Consider the following 21,720-nt stretch of genomic DNA (forward strand, 5'->3'; position numbering starts at 1 on the left):
ATTTCGAGCTTAGACAGTCGCGGTCGACGGCTGCCACGGCAATCGGGCGCTTCGCTTCGGCGAGGCGCCTTTTTTTTTGGGGGGGCATTCGGCGCTCAGGACAGGAACAGCTCCAAGCCTTCCGCTCCACGTCGATATTTGGCGAAAGACAGCTGGTGAGGCCCGAAAGTATCGGGCAGCAGCTTGTGTGAAAACACAGACGTGAAGAGCAACCGGTTCGCAGGCGCAATCCAACGTTTTTGCCTGCGTACCGGGGCGGTAACGCAGGCAATGGCGTCGAATAGCCTGATCTAATTATAGCGGGGCTTGCCACCCTTCGACGGAGGCTTCGGCGGCACGCCCTTCCCCGCTGCGGCGTGCCGGAACTGTGCGGCGCCCGCGCCGGGTCTTTGCTGATGCTTCGCAGGCGGCGGCGTCGCGGGCTTTTTCGGCAGCGCGAGGCGCATCTCGTGAATGGCTTTGCCCTCGCCTGCCGCCACTCCCGATGCGCCTTCCGCCTCGCCCTTCGCGATGGCCGCAAGCTCGCGCACGAGCGCCCGCGCACCGCGCAGCCGTTCCACGCCGTCGTCCCACTCCTCCTTGTACACGAGCTTCTGATCGATCTGCAGTTTTACCTGCGCGCCGTGCTCGTACATGAACTTCACAAGACCTTGCGGGTTCGCGAATTTCTTGTTGCGGAAGGTGATCACCGCGCCTTTCGGTCCGGCGTCGACCTGCGCGATGCCCGCCTTGCGGCAATAATTCTTGATCTGAACCACGGTGAGGAGGTGCTTCACTTCATCGGGTGGCGGCCCGAAACGGTCTGCCAGCTCTGCCGCGAAATTTTCGAGGTCGGCGCTCTCATGCAACCCCGAGAGCCGGCGATAAAGGCCGAGCCGCACCTGTAGATCGGGCACGTAGGCTTCCGGCAGCAACACGGGCAGACCGACATTGATCGTCGGCGACCATTGTTCCTCTTCCTCGCGCTCCTCGCCGCCGTTGGCCTTGAGCGCTGCGACCGCCTCTTCCAGCATCGACTGATAAAGCTCGTAGCCGACTTCCTTTATGTGGCCGGACTGCTCCTCGCCGAGCAGGTTGCCCGCGCCGCGAAGGTCGAGGTCGTGGCTCGCCAGCGTGAAACCGGCGCCGAGGCTGTCGAGCGAGTGCAGCACCTTGAGCCGCTTTTCGGCCTGTGGCGTGATCTTGCCGTTCGGCGGGATGGTGAACATGGCATAGGCGCGCGTCTTCGAGCGGCCGACACGCCCGCGAAGCTGATAGAGCGCGGCGAGGCCGAACATGTCCGCGCGATGCACGATCAGCGTGTTCGCGTTCGGAATATCGAGGCCCGATTCCACGATGGTCGTGGACAGCAGCACGTCGAATTCCCTGTCGTAGAAGGCCGACATGATGTCTTCGAGCTGGGTCGGCGCCATCTGACCGTGCGCCTGGCGGAAGCGGATTTCCGGCACGTGTTCGCGCAGGAACGCCGCCACATCGTCGAGATCGGAAATGCGCGGCACCACATAGAAGCACTGGCCGCCACGATAACGCTCGCGAAGCAGCGCCTCGCGCAGCGTGACGGGATCGAACGGCGTGATGAAGGTGCGCACAGCGAGGCGATCCACCGGCGGCGTCGCGATCACCGACATTTCGCGCACGCCCGTCAGCGCGAGTTGCAGCGTGCGCGGGATCGGCGTCGCCGTGAGCGTCAGCACGTGCACCTCCTCGCGCAGGTTCTTCAGCCGTTCCTTGTGCGCCACGCCGAAATGCTGCTCCTCGTCGACGATGAGGAGGCCCAGATCCTTGAAGGCTATGGATTTGGCGAGGAGCGCATGCGTGCCGACCACGATATCGATCTGCCCGGCCTTCAGCCCTTCTCTCGTCAGCGCCATCTCCTTCGGCGTCACGAGCCTCGAAGCCTGCGCGATCTTGACGGGGAAGCCCTGGAAGCGATTGACGAAGGTCTGGTAATGCTGGCGCGCGAGCAGCGTCGTCGGCACGACGACCGCCACCTGCTTGCCCTCCATCACCGCGATGAAGGCCGCGCGGAGCGCGACTTCGGTCTTGCCGAAGCCGACATCGCCGCACACGAGGCGATCCATCGGGCGGCCCTTTGCGAGATCGTCCGCCACCGCTTCGATGCTGGCGAGCTGATCGTCGGTCTCCTCGTAAGGGAAGCGGGTGACGAATTCATTATAGGCGCCGTCCGAAACCTGAAGCACCGGCGCGGGCTTCATTTCGCGCAGAGCCGCGACCTTGATGAGTTCTTCCGCCATCTCGCGGATGCGCTTCTTGAGCCGCGCTTTCCGGCCCTGCCACGACGCGCCGCCGAGCTTGTCGAGTTGGCCGTCGCCCTCGTCCGAGCCGTAGCGCGTAAGCAGTTCCATATTCTCGATGGGCAGGAACAGCTTGTCGCCGCCCGCATATTCGAGTTCGACGCAATCGTGCGGGGCGCCTGCCGCGTCGATGGTCTTCAGCCCGATGAACCGCCCTATGCCGTGATCGGCATGCACCATGAGGTCGCCCGGCGTGAGGCTCGACGCCTCGACGAGCACATCGCTCGCCTTCTTCGCCTTGCGGCGACGGATGAGGCGGTCGCCTAGGATATCCTGTTCGGCGATGATCGCGAGGTCGGGCGTCTCGTAGCCCGACTCGAGGCCGAGCAGCGCGAAGCTGACCGCGCTCTTCTCGGCCTTCCGCACCTCCGCGATGTTCGCAACCTTTTCGATACGCGAGACGTGCGACGAGAGCATGTTGCCGAGGCGTTCGCGCGCGCCGTTCGTCCAGCAGGCGACGACCGCGCGCTTGCCGAGGCTCTGCATCGTGCGGATATGCTCGGCGACGGCCGGAATGAGCTTGTCGGAGCTTTCAGCGCGTTCGAGCGCGAAGCTGCGCCCCTGCTTGCCCCTGAAGTCGATCTGCACGACCGCCCTGGCGTCCGGCTGCGGGAAGGGTTCGAAGCGGCGCACCTTGTGCTCGCCAAGCTTCGCTGTCCATTCCTCCGATGTGAGGTAGAGCGCGTCGGGCTTGAGCGGCTTGTAGGGCGGCGCGCCGAAGGAGCGCTGTTCGAGCCCCTCGCGGCGTGCTTCATAATGATCGGCGATGGTTTCGAGGCGGCGCAGCGCCGCCTCGTCCGCCAGATGATCGAGCGTTGCGACCGCGTTCGGCAGGTAATCGAACAGCGTGTCCATGCCGTCGTAAAACAGCGGCAGCCAGTGCTCGACGCCGGGGTAACGCGTCCCCGCAGACACCGCCTCGTAAAGCGCGTCGTCGCCCTTGCTCGGCCCGAACAGCTCGACGTACCGCTGACGAAATTGCTTGACGGCGGCGTCGCCCGACGGGATTTCGCTGATCGGAAGCAGCGTGACGCCATCGCGCGTGGCCTGCGTGCGTTGCGTGACGGGATCGAAGGTGCGGATCGTTTCCAGCGTATCGCCGAAGAAGTCGAGGCGCGCGGGCCGCGCATGCCCCGGCACGTAGAGATCGAGGATACCGCCGCGCACGGCGTATTCACCGGGCTCCATCACGGTGCCGGTGCGCATGAAGCCCGATCCTTCGAGCCGCGCGACCACCTGTTCCATGGAGATGCGGCCGCCAGCGGTGAGCCGCGCCGCCGACTTTTTCATCGCGGCGAGCGGCGGCACGCGCTGAAGAGCGGCATTCACCGTTGTCAGCACGATGATCGCGGGCTTGCCGCCCTTCGCATGGGCGAGCCTTGCGAGCGTAGCGATGCGTCGGGCTTCGATGTCGCTGTCGGGCGAAACGCGGTCGTAAGGCACGCAGTCCCACGCCGGAAACGAGAGGACGTCCGCGCCGGGGGCAAAGAATTCGAGCTGGCTCTTGAGCGCGGCAAGACGGTGGTCGTCGCGCGCGATGTGCAGCACCACTTGCTGGTACGCCGTGTCGGTGGGGAGGCGCCGCGCTATGGCCGCGATCAGAAACGCGTCGTGGCCCTCGGGCACGCCGGAGGCGAGGATAGCGCCGTCTCCGCCCGCAAGCCTGTCGAGCGCGGTGGGCTTTCCCGCCGCCTTCTTGTCCAATGTTTCGGTTTCGCCTGCCATGTCGGGGTGCGGCCTCGGGCCGCCGCGTTGGAGCTGTTGAGCGTTATCGCTTTCGCGTAAATCGAGTGAGCGGCGCTGCTTGTCGAGCAGGATCCTTATCGAAGAACCGCCGTGCGCTTTTGCGGATCAGGCTCGAAGCATCATCATAGTCTGTAGAAGCTGCGGATTTCGGACACGATGGCCGCGAGGTCGCCCGGCGCTTCGCCCTTCCTGATCCAGAGGTCGACATCCGGGTCTTGCGCCGCGAGCACCGTTTCGAAGGACGTAAGCTGCGTCTCGTCCATGACGGGCACGCGCGCCTCGGCATAGCGCCCGAGAATGAGATCCAGTTCCTTCGTGCCGCGATGAAGCGCACGGTACACCGCGCGCTTGCGCCTCAGCTCAAGCCCGTCCATCAAAAAAACCTTTAGAACGCGAATGTTGGCGCACTTGGCACCGTGCCCGCAATATAGTCGCGAAGCTCCTGCATTCATACCCCCGGCTTTCGCACTTTCCGCCTTATCCCCGTCACGCCGGTGCAAAAATTGCGCGGCGGATTGCGCGGGCCGCGCGCCGTGCTCAAACTCGCCACCATGAGCGAATCGCAGTCGCAAATGCCGTTGTTTGAAGCGCCGGTTCCTTGGCAGGGTGCATCAACGCCCACATTTCTTGAACGCATGGTTGTCCCGGACAAAGAACGCCCCGCAACAGGAGCCGGCTTGAACGCGCTTCATGCGCCGCTGACGAGCCTCAAGGGGCTCGGCCCGCGCGGCGCGGAGCTTCTCACGAAGCTCCTCGCAAAGCCGCTGACGCCACCGCGCGTGATCGATCTCCTCTGGCATCTGCCGACGGGCACGCTCGACCGCAGGCTCACGCCATCGGTCAGCGAAGCGCTCTCCGGCAGCATCGTCACGCTCGTGGTTACGCCGGTGAAGCTCAGCGCGCCGCCGCGTTCTGCCCCTCGCGCGCCGTTGCGCATCGTTTGCGAGGATGAAAGCGGAGCGCTCGACATCGTCTATTTCCACGGCGACCGCGCGGGGATCAAACGGCTGTTGCCGGTCGGCGAACCGCGCCTCGTCTCGGGCCGCGTCGAGCGCCACGGCGCGCGCCTGCAAATGACGCACCCGGATTATGTCCTCGCGCCGGAGGAGCGCCATCGCCTGCCCGCCATCGAGCCCGTCTACCCGCTGACGTTCGGCCTTACACAAAAATTTCTCTACCGCGTCATCGGCGAAGCGCTGGCGAAAGTGCCGGATTTCCCCGAATGGCACGATACGGCGCTCGTCGAAGCGGAAGGGTGGCCGACCTTCCGCGAGGCGCTCGTGACGTTGCACCGCCCCCGGAGTCATGCAGACCTCGCGCTATGGCACAAGGCGCGCGAGCGGCTCGCCCATGATGAAGTGTCGAGCGCTCAGCTCGCCATCGCGCTGGTGCGCCGAAGCCACCGCCAGCTTGCCGGACGCTCGTTTGTCGGCGACGGCAGCCTCGCCGCGAAGATGCGCGGCCAGTTGCCCTTTGCGCTGACGCGGTCGCAGGAAACCGCGCTCGCCGAAATCAAGGCGGACATGGCCTCGTCGCGGCGCATGCTGCGGCTCCTTCAAGGCGATGTCGGCGCGGGCAAGACGGTCGTCGCGGCGCTTGCCATGGCGAACGCGGTGGAAGCGGGCGCGCAGGTCGCGCTGATGGCGCCGACGGACGTTCTCGCCCGCCAGCACCTCGAAACGCTGACGCCCTTGTGTGCGGCGGCCGGCATCCCGCTCGGCTATCTCTCGGGGCGAGAACAGGGCCGCGCGCGCGGGCGGCTTCTCGGCAAGCTCGCGAGCGGTGAAATCCGCGCGATCTGCGGCACCCATGCGCTGTTTCAGCCCGATGTGGTATTCCGCGATTTCGGCCTCGCCATCGTGGACGAGCAGCACCGCTTCGGCGTGGCGCAACGCCTCGCCTTGCAGGAGAAGGCCCGCGCGGGCGACGCCGACATCCTTGTGATGACAGCGACGCCGATCCCGCGTACCCTGCAACTGTCGCTGCATGGGGATCTCGACGTGTCGCAGATCACCGAAAAGCCCGCTGGCCGCAAGCCTGTCATCACCCGCACCGTGCCGCAGGAGCGACTGGATGATGTCATCGAGGGCCTTAATCGTGCGCTCGGCGAGGGCGCGCAGGTCTACTGGGTGTGCCCCGCCGTCGAAAGCGAGACCGCGCGCGACATGACCGCCGTGACCGAGCGCGCCGCCCATCTGCGCCAGGTCTTCGGCGAGCGCGTCGGCCTCGTGCATGGCAAGCTGTCAGGCGCCGAGAAGGACGCGGCGATTGCCGCTTTCGCCGCGCGCGAAACCTCGATCCTCGTCGCAACCACCGTGATCGAGGTTGGCGTGAACGTGCCGAACGCGACCGTGATGATCATCGAGAACGCGGAGATGTTCGGCCTCGCGCAACTCCACCAGCTTCGCGGGCGCGTGGGGCGGGGCGCGGCGCAGTCGTCCTGCATCCTGCTCTACAAGGGGCCGCTGTCCGAGACGGCGAAATCGCGCCTCGATATCCTGCGGCAGGTGGACGACGGCTTCGTCATCGCGGAGGAAGATTTGCGGCTTCGCGGCGGCGGCGAGGTACTGGGCGCGAAGCAGAGCGGCGATCCCGGCTTCCGTATCGCGGGCTGGCCCGACGCCGCGCCGCTGATCGAGCGCGCGGCGACCGCCGTTCGCTATCTCCTGGGCCGCGATCCGTTCCTGAAGTCAGAACAGGGGCTTGCCGCGCGCACCTGCCTCGCGCTGTTCGAGCGCGACGAGGCGATGCGGCTGTTGCAGGCGGGATAGAAAACATTATGATTTTATTTCGAGCCGCAATGTTATTTGCAAGCATCGTCGCATCGTTTATAGCGACGATAATAGGTATTTTTGTCTTAATATATATGTTTTGGAATGAGAACGTGGGATTTTTCGAGCCACATAAGCCGGGTTATTGTTATGGACGCGACGGTTTCTTAAGAAACTGGGAATTCTTGGACCAAGCAATATTGCATAATGCGCGCAAGCTTGACCCCAACCGTGTAATGGGTCAAAGCACCGATTTAACTTTGCGCTTTTTGGCCGAAAATAAAAACTGCTGCAAATTGTATTGCGCTGATGCGCATCAAAAAGCAGAGATAAAATCGTTGGATGAAAAAAACAGCTGTGACGAGGTCCAAACACACATTTATTCGGGCGGATTGAAAATTTATATGGCTTTTGATGCCTGCGGCTCTAAATTAGAGCTGTGGAGCATCAGGGAATAAAGCACGGCCGCGCTTCACAAATCCTGCGGATTTTATTGCGGAACGTCACATGGGTGCCCGTGAGCACGCCGGAGGAAATCGAGGCGCTCAAGGCCACGACGCTCTTTTCCATCCACGATTTCGTACCGAGATTGCTGTCCACGTGGCCTAGCGTCGCCGAGCGTCCCGCCCTTCGCTGGATCAGGTAGCGGCGCGTCTCATCGACCGAGGATGAGGGGCGGCGACGGCTGAGACGAGAGCCGCCGCATCGACGCCGCCGCCCCCATGTGGCAGCAACTTCATGCCAACGGCACGTAGATGTCGGTGATCAACTCGGCGGGTGGCGTTTTTTTCGGATCGTTGACGTAGTCCTCGAAGCACGGCGCATCGCTCACGGGGCGCCCGAGACTGGGTAGACCCGTGCGGTAAAGCCAGCCATAGGCTTTGTGCAGGTCTGAATACGGGCCGACATGACGCAGCATCGCATAATCGCCGCCTTCGATGATCGCGGCTTCGAGCGGCGGCTCGACGCATTCAGGCGTGTCCACCCATATCGCCGCAAGCGAGCGAAGCTTCTCCGCCGGAACCACGTCCGGGTCGTCGTAATAAAGCGCAACGCTTCCCTTCATCCGCGCGAACAGGCCACGCGAACCGCCGAGTACGCCGAGTTGCGTGAACGTGGCGCCGATCTCCGGATACGGGCCGCGATGCGCGAGCCCGACGAGATGCATCAGCTTTATCGTCTTGATGGTGACTTCATACATGGCACTTGCCTTTTCAGACTGGGCAGTCGGATAGACGGTCTTGCCGCGCTCGCGATAGGCGGCGGGCGGCAGGCCGTAGGCCGCGCCGAAAGTGCGCGTAAACGACTGCAGGTTGGGGTAACCCGCTCGGGCAGCAATCGCCGACACGCTCTTTCGCGTTTCCACGAGTTCTGTGGCGGCGCGGTGAAGGCGCAGGCGGCGAATGGTCTGCGCCGCCGTCTCGCCGTGAACCGCGCGATAGATGCGATGCCAGTGATACGATGACAGGCAAGCAATCTCGCCCAGCTTTTCGAGGTCGAGGTCTTCGTCGAGATGGGCGTGGATGTGCTCCAGCACCCGAAGAAGCCGCGCCTCGTATTGCTGCCAGATGTTTTCCGTCATCGCACCGCCGCGTTCGCCGTGAGCAGGTGATGTGTTGAAGCACGGCGGCGCTTCACAAATCCTGCGGATTTATCGCGAACGCCCGCGCCTCAACTCGACAGGCCGCCCGCGAGCGAGGGCGTGGCGAGCGGCGAGAAGCCGTAATGCTTCAGCCAGCGCAGATCGCCGGAGAAGAACGCGCGCAGATCCGGCATGCCGTATTTCAGCATTGCGATGCGGTCGATGCCCATGCCGAAGGCGAAGCCCTGCCACTCGTCCGGGTCGATGCCGCAGGAGCGCAGCACATTCGGATGCACCATGCCGCAGCCGAGGATTTCGAGCCAGTCGCTGCCCTGCCCGATCTTGAGTTCCGGCCCCGAGCGGTCGCACTGGATATCCACTTCGGCAGACGGCTCCGTGAACGGGAAGTGCGACATGCGAAAGCGCATGTTCACGTCCGGCACCTCGAAGAACGCCTTGCAGAATTCTTCGAGCACCCATTTCAGATGCCCCATATGCGTGGCGCGGTCGATGACGAGGCCCTCGACCTGATGGAACATCGGCGTATGCGTCTGGTCCGAATCCATGCGGTAGACGCGGCCCGGCGCGATGATGCGAATGGGCGGCTTCTCTTTCATCATGGTGCGCACCTGCACGGGCGAGGTGTGTGTGCGCAGCAGGAGGCGTTCGCCCTGCTCGTTCGGATTGAAGAAGAACGTGTCGTGCGCCTCCCGGGCCGGATGACCCACGGGGAAGTTCAGCCGCGTGAAATTGTTGTCGTCAGTCTCGATGTCGGGGCCTTCCGCGACCGAAAAGCCCATGTCGGCGAAGATCACCATCAGCTCTTCCCAGACGCGGGAAATGGGATGGATGCGGCCTTCGGCGGCAGGGTTGGCGCGCACGGGCAGCGTCACGTCCACGCGGTCGGTCGCGAGCTTTTCGGCAAGCGCTGCGGCTTCGAGTTCGGCCTTGCGCGCATCAAGCGCGGCGGCGACCGCGTCCTTCACCACATTGACCGCCTGCCCGAAGCTCTTGCGTTCCTCCGGCGGCAGCGTCCCGAGCTTCTTCATAAGCTCCGAGATTTCGCCCTTCTTGCCGAGCGCCGAAACGCGGATGGCATCGAGCGCGGCGAGGTCGCCCGCATTCCCCACGGCCTCGACCAGCCGGTTCGACAGGGCGTCAAGATCGGGTGCGGAATCCGCAAGCGTTTCCATGGGGTCTTTCTCGTTCGGGAAGGAATGGCGATGTGCGATTGGCGTGCCACTTTTGGCCGGAGGGGTCAAGACCGCTGAAGACGGCGTGCACGAAGCCATCGGGTTTCGGCGACCTTTTGAACATCGCCAAGCGATAAAAAAACCCGCCATGCACCCTGGGGCGCATCGCGGGCTGTTCCTTGAACGGACAGGGTTCGAGTTGCAGGCGGAGCTCTAGTTGAGCAACGCGGGAGAGGGCTCTTTCTTGCCCTCCTTCTCCGAAATCAGCTTCAGAACATAAGTGATCTCGTCGCGCGCATCCCGCGTCGCGCGGGCGTCTTCCTTCGGAATTTCGTCGGCGATCCGAAGAAGGATGTTCGCCAGCGCGAGCAACTCGGGCACTGTCAGTTCGTCAAGCCTCATGCAGACCTGAGTTCCGCGGGCAGAGCCTCGCGCGCCTTGCCGACGAGCGCCGCGAAGCCCGCCGGATCGGTGATGGCGAGGTCGGACAGAACCTTGCGGTCGATCTCGATTCCCGCCTTGTTGAGGCCGTCGATGAAGCGGCCATAGGTCAGGCCGTGTTCGCGCGTGGCGGCGTTGATGCGCTGGATCCACAGCGAGCGGAAATTGCGCTTCTTCGTCCGGCGATCGCGATAAGCATATTGCAGGCTTTTTTCGACCGCCTGCTTCGCGATGCGGATGGTGTTCTTGCGGCGGCCGTAAAAGCCCTTCGCCTGCTCAAGAACCTTCTTATGACGGGCGTGTGCGGCTACACCGCGTTTCACACGTGACATTGTTCGTCGTCTCCAAGCTCAATCGTTGCGTCGTTTCGGTGATCAGTCAAGCCCGTAGGGGGCGAACTTCTTCACATGGTTCGCATCGCCCGGTTCGAGGACGACGCTGCCGCGCGCATTGCGAATGAACTTCGGAGTCCGCTTGATCATGCCGTGACGCTTTCCCGCCTGCGAGGCGAGAACCTTCCCGGTTCCGGTGATCTTGAAGCGTTTTTTCACGCCGCTCTTGGTCTTCATCTTGGGCATTTTGCTTCCTTTCTTATTGGATCTCTCGCACGAAACAGCTTTTGCGGCTGAAGAAGCCGCCAGCGCGTCTCGCATTTGGAGAAGCACGAAAAAGCCGCCACGGCATGCCCTGAAATGCGCCGGGCGGCTCGGTTCGGGCAGAATATGCTGAGGTTCTCAAAGACGCAACTGTTTCAGCGATGGGTTTCATTGGCAAAACGGCTTCCGCATCACCGGCTTTGAAGTCGGCTATGACGCGAGACGGTACACAGGCGCGATCCGCCGCCACGGCGCCGTCTTTCCCGGCGGATTGCGGCCGGCGGCTCAAGCAGCAGACTCTCGCTTGTTTCTGTGCAAATCGGGCCGCGCGCCCGCTCCCTCTGTGGATTAGCCTCTGTGCATCCGCTGTCGCGCTGCCGAATCGCGCTAGGCAGGTTAGACACGGCTATGCCCTAATCTAGTGGTTACGTGTGCGTTCGGGTGCGTTAGCGCATGTGTTGATAGGTGACGGAACGGGCGATTGCTTTTCCATGGGGCTTGGCTGCATCAGATTGTTTGTCGTTAGTCTCGTCTTGTCCTTCGGTTTTTCCGCTGGGCTTTGCGGGGGATCCATCGTCGCCTTTGCGCAGAGCGGCGACAGCCGAGGGGTCGATCTTCTCAGCCGCGCGACGAGATCCTTCGACGCAGGCGCCTATTCGGACGCATCCTCCCTTATCGATGCAGCCTTCCGTGCCGGTCTCAGCGGGGAACTTGCGGCGCGCGCGATTTTGCTCCGCGCCCGTATCAACGAGCGAAGCGGTTCCTACGCCCGCGCGCTTCAGGATTATTCCAACGCGCTCTGGATGGAGAGCCTTCCGGCCGCCGACCGCAAGACGGCAAACGAAGGCAAGGAGCGCGTGATGGCTGCGATGGGTTTGAGCCCGCAGCAGCAACAGGCATCTGCCGCGCCGCAAGCGAGCCAACCGGCTCAGGGACGCTCCAGGCACGCGAACAATCCGGCCGCAATTCAGGCGCCGGCTTCCCAGCCCGATCCCCAATCTTCCCCTCCGCAGGCACAGTCTTCGTCGGGCGGCGGCATCGGCGGGTTCTTCGACAGCATTTTTGGCGGATCGTCGGGAGGCCAGCAGGCCGCTCAGGCGCAGCAGCCGCAACAACAAGGCTGGCAAGCGCAAGCCTCCGCGTCGCAGCAACAGCAAGCGCAACAGCAAGCCGCGGCCTCCGCGGTCGTCGTCAGCCCCGCGCCGACACGCCGCGCCGCGCCGATCCGCGTCGATCCTTCGCTTCAGGCCGACGCACCCGCCAAGCCCGCCCGCGTTGCGAAAGCGACGCCTCCCGCGAAGGTTTCCACCCCTCCGGTGACGCCTGTCTCGACGGCCACATCGGCGTCGTCCGTGGCATCGCCAGCCGACGGTTTCCTCATCGTCTTCGGCTCCGCTCCCAGTCAGCAGGCCGGGCAGGCAACCGCCCGCCAGATCAAGGCGCAACTTTCCGACATCCTCGTGAATCGCGATCTCGATGTGGAGTCCGGCGCAGGCGGCTATCGCATTCAGGCAGGGCCGTACAAGGCGAAGGCGGCGGCGACGGCGCTTTGCGGAGCCATCAGGCAACGCAATATTCCCTGCACGGTCACGCCGTAAATTCACGGAAGGCGGCGCTCAAGGTCGCTTCGCACCGAAGCCGCGCGGGCCCGCCGATTGGTTCGTTCGATCACGAAACCTTGGCGTCGCCCGGCCCTTCGCCGACGCGCCTTATACCCCACATAAAGCGCCTACCCCTTTCACAGCGAAGGAGCGAACGGCGTGCGCAATCTCATCACCGACGTCGAGGGGCTGCGGGTCGGCAACGCCGAACATACACGCATCGCGAGCGGCACGACCGTCATTCTGGCCGACGCGCCCGTCGTTGCGGCTGCAACCGTGATGGGCGGCGGCCCCGGCACGCGCGAGCGCGACGCCATCGGCCTCGAAGGCACGGTCGGCGCGGCGGACGCCATCGTGCTCTCCGGCGGCAGCGCCTTCGGCCTCGATGCGGCGAGCGGCGTGCAGACATGGCTCCGCGAAAACGGACGCGGCTTTCAGGTTGGCCCGGTGCGGGTGCCCATCGTTCCGCAGGCGATCCTGTTCGATCTCATCAACGGCGGCAACAAGGACTGGGGCCGCGAGGCGCCCTATCGTGAACTTGGTTTCAAGGCCGCCGAGGCGGCAGGCGGAGACTTTGCGCTCGGCTCGGCCGGTGCCGGATACGGGGCGACGGTCGCGCGGGGGGCAGGTCTTTCAATGCGCGGCGGCCTCGGCAGCGCGTCCGAGCGCCTGACGTTCGGCGGCGAAGCGGTCGTCGTCGGCGCGCTCGCGGCGGTGAACGCGGCTGGCGCGGTGACGGTCGCGGACACGGCGCATTTCTGGGCCGCACCCTATGAGCACGGCGCGGAATTCGGTGGACTTGGCCTGCCTCATCCGATCCCGCCGGAAGCCGCGCGGCCCGTGCTGAAATACGGGGCGCTCGCCGGCGCAAACACGACACTCTGTGTCGTCGCGACGGACGCGCCGCTGACGCAAACACAGGCGAAACGCGTGGCAACGATGGCGGCGGCGGGCATGGCGCGCGCGATCCATCCGGTTTTCTCGCCGCTCGACGGCGACATCGTCTTCGCGCTCGCCACGGCGCGGGCGGTGCTTTCGGACCGGGACACCGCGCTGCCCTATATCGGCGCGGCCGCCGCGAACTGCCTCGCCCGCGCAATCGCACGCGGCGTCCATGCGGCGTCCTCATCCCTGCCGGACGGCACGCAGAGCTATCGCAACCTTTTCGCAAGCGCATGAATGCAGTATGACTTGCGCGGCGTCTCGCGCGCCGGGCCATGCGGCCTCCCTGCGCGAAACAGCCGAAAGGCGATGGCGACACCATGAGCGACAGCAAACGCGCCGCGAGGCTCCTGTTCCTCGATTCGGGCCTCGGAGGTCTTACCGTGCTGAAGGCGGCGCGCGCCGCGATCCCCGAAGCGGAAGTGCTTTTCATCGCCGACGACGCCGCCTTTCCCTATGGCCCGAAGCCGGAAGGCGAACTCGTGGACCGGCTTCTCCAGCTCGTCGGTAATGCGCTGACGGCGTTCCAACCGGATTGCGTCGTTCTCGCCTGCAACACGGCTTCGACGGTCGCGCTTTCGGCGCTGCGGGCCGCCTTCTCCGTGCCCTTCGTCGGCACGGTGCCCGCGATCAAGCCTGCGGCGGCCATCACGCGCAGCGGCCTCGTTTCGGTGCTCGCCACGCCCGGCACGGTCGCGCGCGAATACACCCATACCCTGATCGACAAATATGCGTCGGGCGCGCGCGTGACGCTTGTCGGCACGCCGAACCTCGCGGAGCTTGCGGAAAGCTACGCCAGCGGCGAGCCGGTTTCCGACGCCGCCATCGCGCACGAAATCGCGCCGTGCTTCGTGGAGGAAGGGCATGCGCGCACCGATGTGGTGGTGCTGGGCTGCACGCATTATCCGCTGTTGCTCGAACGCCTCGACGCGCTTTCGCCCTGGCCTGTAACCTGGCTCGACCCTGCCCCCGCAATCGCGCGCCGCATTGCGAACGTACTCTCGGAGCGCGGCCATATCGTCGGTGTGGGCGCGAAACGGGGTTCCGGCACTATCGCGTTCACCTCCGGGCGCACGCCATTGCCATCGCTGCTTGCGCTTTTGCAGGCTCATCAGCTAAGCATCGCTGCAAAGATCGATGCAAAAGACGGCGCAGCCGCCGCAGCCTGAGAGTTTTTCCATGATCCCGCGCTATTCCCGCCCGCAGATGGCAAACATCTGGTCCGACCAGTCACGTTATGAAATCTGGCTCGAAATCGAGACGCTCGCCGCCGAGGCCATGGAGCAGCTCGGCACGATCCCGGCGGGCACGTCCAAGGTTTTGCGCGAGAAGGGCGCGTTCGACATCCAGCGCATCGACGAGATCGAGCGCGAGGTGAAGCACGACGTCATCGCGTTTTTGACGAGCGTCAGCGAGCATGCTGGCCCTGAGGCGCGCTTCATGCATCAGGGCATGACCTCGTCCGACGTGCTCGACACCTGCCTCGCCGTGCAGCTGACCCGCGCGGCCGACATCCTGCTCGCCGACATCGACGCGGTCCTCGCCGCACTCAAGCGCCGCGCGCTCGAACATAAATACACCGTTACGGTTGGCCGCAGCCACGGCATCCACGCGGAGCCGACAACGTTCGGGCTCAAGTTGGCGCTGGGCTATGCGGAGTTCACCCGCGCGAGGGAGCGCCTGCTGCGTGCAAAAGAAGATGTCGGCACGGCGGCCATCTCCGGCGCGGTCGGCACCTTCGCGCATCTCGATCCGCGCGTTGAAGCCTATGTCGCCGAAAAGCTCGGCCTCAAGCCGGAGCCGGTCTCGACGCAGGTCATCCCTCGCGACCGTCATGCCATGTTCTTCGCAACGCTCGGCGTGATCGCGTCCTCCGTCGAACGGCTCGCGACCGAGATCCGGCATCTGCAGCGCACCGAAGTCGGCGAGGCCGAGGAGTTCTTCTCCGAAGGCCAGAAGGGCTCGTCGGCGATGCCGCACAAGCGCAATCCGGTGCTGACGGAAAACCTTACCGGCCTGGCGCGCCTCGTGCGCGGCTATGCGGTCCCCGCGATGGAAAACGTAGCGCTCTGGCATGAACGCGACATCTCCCATTCCTCGGTCGAGCGCCTGATCGGCCCGGACGCGACCGTGACGCTCGATTTCGCTCTGGCGCGCCTTGCGGGCGTGATCGACAAGCTCGTGGTTTATCCCGGGAAGATGAAGGCGAACCTCGAACGCGGCGGCGGCCTCGTGCATTCGCAGCAAGTGCTGCTCGCCCTCACGCAGGCTGGCGTCAGCCGCGAGAACGCCTATCGTCTCGTGCAACGGAACGCCATGCGGGCCTTTCGTGGCGAGGGCGAGTTCCTCGCGTTTCTCAAGGCCGATGCTGACGTGACGGCGGCGCTTTCGCCCGAAAAGATCGAGGCGCTGTTCGATCCCCAGCACCACATGCGAAACGTCGATGTCATCTTCGCGCGGGTTTTCGGCGAGTAGCGCCGCGCCGCTCGCATCAGCATCATAAGCACGCAAGGACAGGCCCGATCGGCGCAGTCCATGCGTGCAGGAGCCAGCCGTCGCGCCTTCAAAGGAGGGTGCGCTTGCGCCCCGCTGGCCGTGAGGCCGCATGGCGCCTCATGTCCCTGCTGTGCCGTCGATGAGATGCAGACAGGCTGATCGACAAGGAAAACGGCAGCGTTTGCGCCACGACGCTTTCGCGCAGCAAATCTTCCGACAGTTCCTGCACGGCTTTTTCATCCCCGCCTATTTAACAACAGGCTGATCGGAACGCGAACCGCAGTTGGTTCTGGGATCTGGATAAAGTTTTGCCGCATCCGGTGAGCGGGATTACGAGCGGCGACCGCCGCGGAAGCCGTCTGCGGTCGGAAGATCTCCCTTCGCCCTGTGCCCGACGCAGGTGTTCACCCTGCGGACTTTCTGCCTTCCCTGCGCATATCCGAGGCAAACAAGGAACCGCCCGCCGCGCTCCCGCAAGTGCTGGCAAAGTTCGACACACTGCAAAACCAGGATGAGCCGCGCATCACGTCGGGTCGGATCAGGTGAGGTGGCAGTGATGTTTTTCAGTCGGCTCTTCCCTCCTCCCCGGCAATCAGATCGGTAAACCGGTCTCTTGTTAAAGTTCGAAGCCGTTTCTGCCGAAACCTTGCAGCAGGCATTTGCTGGGTGTGACTGCTGCCCCGGAGTGCGAGCACCCGACTGCGGCCCGCATTTTGCCAACTCGCCGCTGCTCTCATTCTCTCCGCCTGCCGACTGATGACAGAGAATACTGCAGCGGACTGACCTCCCAGCCGCCGATCATGATTGCTCGGCATCAGGTTAAAATAAAAGCGACATTTGTACTGAATGAACTCGCACCCATATTTGTGCACTTTCTGAACGAAAGTAATCAGTCATTTCAGTACTTCTTAAGAAGAGCGCCCTAAATAATAGCATACAATCTACACGGCAACTGAGTTGCATCCGCTTCGGTCAAAAGCGGGGGGCATCGGTTCTTTTTTGCAACCTCGCATCTGCGAGGCGGAGGTTTTCCGTATGTGCTCTGATGTAATCGACAAGACGAAAGCTGGAACGCTCGAACTCGAGGGCGATCTCGGGCCTCGCAATGCAAGCGGACTCCATGAAGCCCTGCTCGCGGCCCTTGGCGATGAGAACGAAGTCCTGGTGGATGCACGACGCGTCACATCGCTCGACGTCTCAATTCTCCAAGTCCTGATCGCAGCCCACGTGGCGGCCGAGAAACTCGGGCGCACCATTACGCTCCTGCGCACGCCTGAAGGTGCTGTCGAGACCACCTTCGCGAGGGCGGGCCTTGCCATCCCCGCAGGCTTTACCCCGCCTCAGACGGCTCTTTCACGATAGCGGAGAAAGGAAATCTCATGTCGAAAACGATCCTTGCCATCGACGATTCGCCATCGGTCCTCCAGATGGTTTCCCTCACCTTGTCATCAGCCGGCTATCAGGTGATGGAGGCAGTCGATGGCGCAGACGGCTATGCGAAAGCCGTGGCCACGCCCATCGACGCGGTGATCACCGATCTCAACATGCCGCGCGTAAACGGGCTCGAATTCATCCGCAAATATCGAAGCCACCCATCCAGCGCCGGTGTGCCTGTCATCTTCCTCTCCACGGAATCGGACGCGGCATCGAAGAACGAGGCGAAGGCCGCCGGAGCCACAGGCTGGATCGTGAAGCCTTTCAAGCAGGACCAGCTCCTTGCCATTCTGAAAAAGGTGCTCGGCGCATGAAAGCCTCCGACCCAACAGACACCTTCCGTCAGGAAGCCAGAGAACTCCTGGACGCACTCGAAGAGACACTGCTCGACCTCGAACAGCGGCCGGACGACAAGGCTCTCGTGGACCAGAGTTTCCGCGCCCTGCACACGCTGAAAGGCTCGGGCGCGATGTTCGGCTTCGACGAGATGGCCGAGTTCGTCCACGAATTCGAGACGGCCTTCGATCGGGTCCGCAAAGGCAGTGCGCCCATCAGTCCCGCGCTCGCCGCCATCGCGCTGGCAGCAAAGGACCACATCCATAGGCTCATCGTCGAGCCCGCCCTTCATGCCGACGATTCTGCCAGGCTCCTCAGCGAACTTCGCGAGGCAGCGAGCAAGGCGGAGAGTGACGCGGAAGAGGTTACAGAGGCTCTTTCCGAGCGGCCCCGCGGAGGTTGCCTTGTCCGCTTCCGGCTTCCGGCCGACGCGATCGCCTTCGGCACGAATCCATTGCTTCTTCTCGATGAGTTACGCGAGCTTGGCGCCTGCTCCGTGAAGGCGTTGGTCGATCAACTGCCCCCGCTCGAAGTCATGAACCCGCAAGCGTCCTATCTCGGCTGGGAAGTTACCTTCCCGAACGAGGTCGGAACAGACAAGATCGAGGACGTCTTTCTTTTCATCCGCGACGGAACCGACCTTTCGATCAAACCTATCGATCAGGGCGACGCGTTCACGGCACCCGAACCAGCCGAAGAGCAGGACAGCGAAACGCCTGCGGCCTCCAAGCCGGATGCGGATGAGCCTTCCCGTCGCGCGAGGGATATCGCACCGGCGGCCAACAAGGCCAGTTCATCCGTAAGAGTTGCGGCTGAACGGCTCGACGAGTTGATGGACAGGGTTGGGGAACTGGTGATCGTCCAGTCGCGTCTCTCCCAGATCGCGGGCGCCAGCAACGATCTCAATCTCAAGGCCGTCGTGGAAGAACTCGGCAGGCTCTCTTCCGGGCTTCGCGACACCACCATGGGAATCAGGATGGTGCCGATCGGCACGGTCTTCTCGCGCTTTCGCCGTCTCGTTCACGACCTGTCGAATGATCTCGGCAAGGAGGTCGATTTCGTCACGACCGGCGGTGAAACCGAACTCGACAAGACCATGATCGAGCGTCTGGCCGACCCGCTCGTGCATATCATTCGCAACGCTATCGATCATGGTCTGGAGAGCCCGGAGACAAGAGCCAGTGCCGGCAAGCCCGCCAGAGGACAGGTCCGCCTCGCCGCGATCCACACAGGCGCGGAAGTCGCGATCTCGATCATCGATGACGGCGCCGGTATCGACGCCGCGCGCATCCGCGTCAAAGCCGAAGAGGCCGGGCTTGTCTTGCCCGACCAGAAGATAAGCAACCACGAACTGTGCCAGCTCATCTTCCACCCCGGTTTTTCGACCGCGAGCGAAGTCACGTCCGTCTCGGGGCGCGGCGTCGGAATGGACGTCGTCAAGCGGGCGGTCGAGGGTCTGCGCGGCACGATAGATCTGACGACCACACCCGGACAAGGCACCGTCGTGACGCTCCGCCTGCCCCTGACCCTTGCGATCATCGAAAGCATGCTCGTACGGGTTGGCCGGGGACGCTACGCAATCCCGCTGTCGGCAGTGGAAGAATGCGTCGAATTGCCAAGCACAACCGAACTGGGCGGAAACGGGAAGAACTTCCTCAACATACGGGGACGGATCGTGCCTTTCCTGCGGTTGCGGGAGCTGTTCAAGGTCAATGCGCCGCCGGACCTCCATCAGAAGGTCGTCATCGTCTCGGCGGGCGAGTCCCGGGTCGGCTTCGTCGTCGACCAGATCATCGGCAACAGCCAGACGGTGATCAAGTCCATGTCGAAACTTCATTCCGACATCGAGACCTTCTCCGGTGCAACTATCCTCGGAGACGGCACGGTCGCGCTGATACTGGACATCAGTTCCCTCGTCGCCTTCGGCCAGGCGTTTGAAAGACAGTGGAGAGGCGAAGGCCTGGGGAGGGTTGCATGAGCCACGCGTTCGAGAAGGCGGGCGTGCCTGCGAGCATGAAGGCACTCACCATCGGACTGCAGGGCGAGGTCTTCGCGCTTCCCGCAGAATCCGTGAGAGAAATCCTCGACATGGTGCCCATTACCGAGGTGCCCAATGCCAGGGCCTTCGTCGGCGGGGTGCTCAATGTGCGGGGCAAGGTCGTGCCTCTCGCCGATCTCAGGGTGATGTTCGGCATGGAGCGGACGCCGCCCGATACCAACACACGCATCGTGGTCATCGAGGTCGATCTGGAGGGTGAGCCGACGCTGGTCGGCATCCTCGCCGACAAGGTGCACGACGTTACTGAAATCGCGGGCGCTTCCGTCGAAGAGGCGCCAGCGGTGGGCATGCGCTGGCGAGCGGAATTCATTCGCGGCATCGGCAAGCGCGGCGCGGACTTCATCATCATTCCCGACATGGCAAGGATCTTTGGGCCGAAGGAGGATCGCGAGACGTCCTCCGCTACGGATGAAAGGAAACTCTAGATGCAGCTCTCTCTCAAAGCGAAACTGGCACTCGCCTTCGGTGCACTGCTGCTGCTCGTAAGCGGCCTCGGCGGCATCGCGACCTTGCAGATGAACAAGATGGAGGCCCAGACGATCGTTATCACGAACAAGTGGTTACCGAGCGTTGATGCCGTCCACGGCATCAATTCCGGACTGGGACGATATCGCGCCGCCGAATTCAGGCTTGTGATGGCGAATACGCCAGAAGAAAGGCGTTTTTCGGAAGAACGTCTGGACGAATTCAGTCAGCGTTTCAAGAAGCACCAGGAAAGATATCAGGCGCTTATCTCGGCGCCAGAGGAGAAGGAACTCTATGAGACCTTTCTCGCCAAACTCGGTAACTACATGGGTCTCTCACGCCAACTGATAACTCTGGTAAGAGAGAACCAGACGGAAGTGGCCGAGCAAAAACTCAACGAGAACCGCGCAGCATTTGAGGATACGTCCTCGACCCTCAATCGACTGGTTTCGCTCGCCGTGTCCGGCGCAGATGCCGCGAGCAAGGAAGCCGACGCCGTCTTCGCCCAGTCCCAGACGATCATCTTCAGCGTCATAGGCGTTGCACTTCTCATCGGCATCGGCACGGCGGTTTTTCTTATCCGCGACATCTTCCGCACACTCGGAGGCGAGCCGACCTATGCGCGAGACGTGATCAAGGAAATCGCCGACGGCAATCTCAACGTCAAGGTGGCAACCCGCGACGGCGACGCCCACAGCCTGCTGGCGGCAGCGCGAGATATGGTTGCGAAGCTCAAGAGCGTCATTTCAGAGGTCACGACGTCTGCCCGCAATGTCGGTGCCGGCAGCCAGGAACTGTCGGCGACGGCCGAGGAGCTGAGTCAGGGTGCCACCGAGCAGGCGTCTTCGACCGAAGAAGCGTCCTCCTCGGTGGAGCAGATGGCGTCAAATATCAGGCAGAACGCCGACAACGCCGCTCAGACCGAGAAGATTGCTCGCCAGTCGGCCGCCGATGCCAAGACGAGCGGCGAAGCGGTGGGCAAGGCCGTCCAGGCCATGGAAACCATCGCCGAAAAGATCCTGATCGTCCAGGAGATCGCCCGGCAGACCGACCTCCTCGCTCTCAACGCGGCGGTCGAGGCGGCGCGGGCGGGCGAGCATGGCCGCGGGTTTGCGGTCGTCGCTTCCGAGGTTCGCAAGCTCGCCGAGCGGAGCCAGGCCGCGGCGCAGGAAATCTCCGGCCTCTCCGGCGACACGGTCAAGGCCGCCCAGCAGGCCGGCGAGATGCTGGGGCGCCTCGTGCCCGACATCCAGCGCACCGCCGAACTCGTGTCCGAAATCTCGAACGCGACCCGTGAACAGAATGCGGGCGCGGCGCAGATCAACATCGCGATCCAGCAACTCGACAAGGTGACCCAGCAGAATACCGCCGCTTCTGAGGAAATGGCATCGACATCGGAGGAACTGGCAAGCCAGGCGGAGCAGCTTCAGCAGGCCGTCAGCTACTTCCAGATCGATGAGGCAGGCTTCGCGAGCGTTGAGCGCAACCGGCAGCCCGCGAAGATAACGGGGCGCCTCAGCGTCGCGCAAATGCAGGACGCGCTGCGCCACGCCGCTCCCTCGATCGCGGCGAGCCACAACCCAGCCAGGAAGCCGAAGCCTGCGGCCCAGAACGGCTTCGCCCTCAACATGGATGAGCTTGGCGACGATCTCGACAGGCACTTCGTGCGCAATGGAGCGGCGTAAGCCTCTTCCACTCATCACCCCGGCCGTTCCGGCGGCCGGGGTCCCCTTATCGAAAACA

At 63.5% G+C, this 21,720-nt stretch carries 19 protein-coding genes; 12 read left to right on the forward strand and 7 right to left on the reverse strand.

The window, feature by feature from the left end; all coding sequences use genetic code 11:
* Window positions 1-290: 290 nt before the first annotated feature.
* Window positions 291-4,040, reverse strand: a complete 3,750-nt coding sequence (gene mfd, locus EK416_RS03520; RefSeq protein WP_127076090.1) for a transcription-repair coupling factor — start codon at window positions 4,038-4,040, stop codon at window positions 291-293.
* Between the two features lie 143 nt (window positions 4,041-4,183).
* Window positions 4,184-4,435 (reverse strand): FAD assembly factor SdhE, encoded by a 252-nt coding sequence (locus EK416_RS03525; protein WP_245433923.1) that lies wholly within the window; start codon window positions 4,433-4,435, stop codon window positions 4,184-4,186.
* A 261-nt stretch (window positions 4,436-4,696) separates the two neighbouring features.
* Here EK416_RS03525 and recG point away from each other — a divergent pair, with 261 nt between their 5' ends.
* From recG to EK416_RS18080, 3 genes are all read left to right on the forward strand, one after another.
* Window positions 4,697-6,832 carry an ATP-dependent DNA helicase RecG gene (gene recG / locus EK416_RS03530; protein WP_127076092.1) on the forward strand — a complete coding sequence of 712 codons (2,136 nt, stop codon included), beginning with the start codon at window positions 4,697-4,699 and terminating at the stop codon, window positions 6,830-6,832.
* A 113-nt stretch (window positions 6,833-6,945) separates the two neighbouring features.
* On the forward strand, window positions 6,946-7,290 hold the full coding sequence (locus tag EK416_RS03535; RefSeq protein ID WP_127076093.1) for a hypothetical protein: 345 nt from the start codon (window positions 6,946-6,948) through the stop codon (window positions 7,288-7,290).
* Between the two features lie 53 nt (window positions 7,291-7,343).
* The gene (locus EK416_RS18080) at window positions 7,344-7,478 is read left to right on the forward strand and encodes a hypothetical protein (protein ID WP_281023857.1); all 135 of its coding nucleotides are present in this window, start codon (window positions 7,344-7,346) and stop codon (window positions 7,476-7,478) included.
* A 90-nt stretch (window positions 7,479-7,568) separates the two neighbouring features.
* On the opposite strand, the gene EK416_RS03540 is transcribed toward EK416_RS18080, so the two are convergent.
* From EK416_RS03540 to rpmI, 5 genes are all read right to left on the reverse strand, one after another.
* Window positions 7,569-8,414: an AraC family transcriptional regulator gene (locus EK416_RS03540; protein WP_127076094.1), complete on the reverse strand. Its 846-nt coding sequence runs from the start codon at window positions 8,412-8,414 to the stop codon at window positions 7,569-7,571.
* Between the two features lie 89 nt (window positions 8,415-8,503).
* The gene (gene pheS / locus EK416_RS03545) at window positions 8,504-9,607 is read right to left on the reverse strand and encodes a phenylalanine--tRNA ligase subunit alpha (RefSeq protein ID WP_127076095.1); all 1,104 of its coding nucleotides are present in this window, start codon (window positions 9,605-9,607) and stop codon (window positions 8,504-8,506) included.
* A 213-nt stretch (window positions 9,608-9,820) separates the two neighbouring features.
* A complete protein-coding gene (locus EK416_RS03550) occupies window positions 9,821-10,009 on the reverse strand; it encodes a hypothetical protein (protein WP_127076096.1) in 189 nt (62 codons plus the stop codon).
* Window positions 10,006-10,380, reverse strand: a complete 375-nt coding sequence (gene rplT / locus EK416_RS03555) for a 50S ribosomal protein L20 (protein WP_037235402.1) — start codon at window positions 10,378-10,380, stop codon at window positions 10,006-10,008. Before rplT ends, EK416_RS03550 begins: the two co-directional genes overlap by 4 nt.
* Before the next feature lie 42 nt (window positions 10,381-10,422).
* Entirely contained in the window at window positions 10,423-10,626 is a 204-nt protein-coding gene (rpmI, locus tag EK416_RS03560) for a 50S ribosomal protein L35 (RefSeq protein ID WP_037235405.1), read from the reverse strand.
* Between the two features lie 476 nt (window positions 10,627-11,102).
* Between rpmI and EK416_RS03565 the strand changes: the two genes are divergently transcribed.
* The 9 genes from EK416_RS03565 (at window position 11,103) to EK416_RS03605 (ending at window position 21,662) form a co-directional block, all read left to right on the forward strand.
* The gene (locus tag EK416_RS03565) at window positions 11,103-12,242 is read left to right on the forward strand and encodes an SPOR domain-containing protein (protein WP_164729836.1); all 1,140 of its coding nucleotides are present in this window, start codon (window positions 11,103-11,105) and stop codon (window positions 12,240-12,242) included.
* Window positions 12,243-12,404: 162 nt separating this feature from the next.
* Entirely contained in the window at window positions 12,405-13,424 is a 1,020-nt protein-coding gene (locus EK416_RS03570) for a P1 family peptidase (protein ID WP_127076098.1), read from the forward strand.
* Window positions 13,425-13,507: 83 nt separating this feature from the next.
* Window positions 13,508-14,356 (forward strand): glutamate racemase, encoded by an 849-nt coding sequence (murI, locus tag EK416_RS03575; protein WP_127076099.1) that lies wholly within the window; start codon window positions 13,508-13,510, stop codon window positions 14,354-14,356.
* A 10-nt stretch (window positions 14,357-14,366) separates the two neighbouring features.
* Window positions 14,367-15,662: an adenylosuccinate lyase gene (gene purB, locus EK416_RS03580; RefSeq protein ID WP_127076353.1), complete on the forward strand. Its 1,296-nt coding sequence runs from the start codon at window positions 14,367-14,369 to the stop codon at window positions 15,660-15,662.
* A gap of 1,056 nt (window positions 15,663-16,718) precedes the next feature.
* Window positions 16,719-17,045: an STAS domain-containing protein gene (locus EK416_RS03585; RefSeq protein WP_127076100.1), complete on the forward strand. Its 327-nt coding sequence runs from the start codon at window positions 16,719-16,721 to the stop codon at window positions 17,043-17,045.
* A 17-nt stretch (window positions 17,046-17,062) separates the two neighbouring features.
* Window positions 17,063-17,431, forward strand: coding sequence for a response regulator (locus tag EK416_RS03590; protein WP_127076101.1), 369 nt, complete (start codon window positions 17,063-17,065; stop codon window positions 17,429-17,431).
* Window positions 17,428-19,431 (forward strand): chemotaxis protein CheA, encoded by a 2,004-nt coding sequence (locus EK416_RS03595; RefSeq protein WP_127076102.1) that lies wholly within the window; start codon window positions 17,428-17,430, stop codon window positions 19,429-19,431. The genes EK416_RS03590 and EK416_RS03595 overlap by 4 nt, the downstream gene beginning before the upstream one ends.
* The gene (locus EK416_RS03600) at window positions 19,428-19,937 is read left to right on the forward strand and encodes a chemotaxis protein CheW (RefSeq protein ID WP_127076103.1); all 510 of its coding nucleotides are present in this window, start codon (window positions 19,428-19,430) and stop codon (window positions 19,935-19,937) included. Before EK416_RS03595 ends, EK416_RS03600 begins: the two co-directional genes overlap by 4 nt.
* The gene (locus EK416_RS03605; protein WP_127076104.1) at window positions 19,938-21,662 is read left to right on the forward strand and encodes a methyl-accepting chemotaxis protein; all 1,725 of its coding nucleotides are present in this window, start codon (window positions 19,938-19,940) and stop codon (window positions 21,660-21,662) included.
* The last annotated feature ends 58 nt before the right edge of the window (window positions 21,663-21,720 follow it).

Source organism: Rhodomicrobium lacus (assembly GCF_003992725.1).
Taxonomy (GTDB): Bacteria; Pseudomonadota; Alphaproteobacteria; order Rhizobiales; family Rhodomicrobiaceae; genus Rhodomicrobium; species Rhodomicrobium lacus.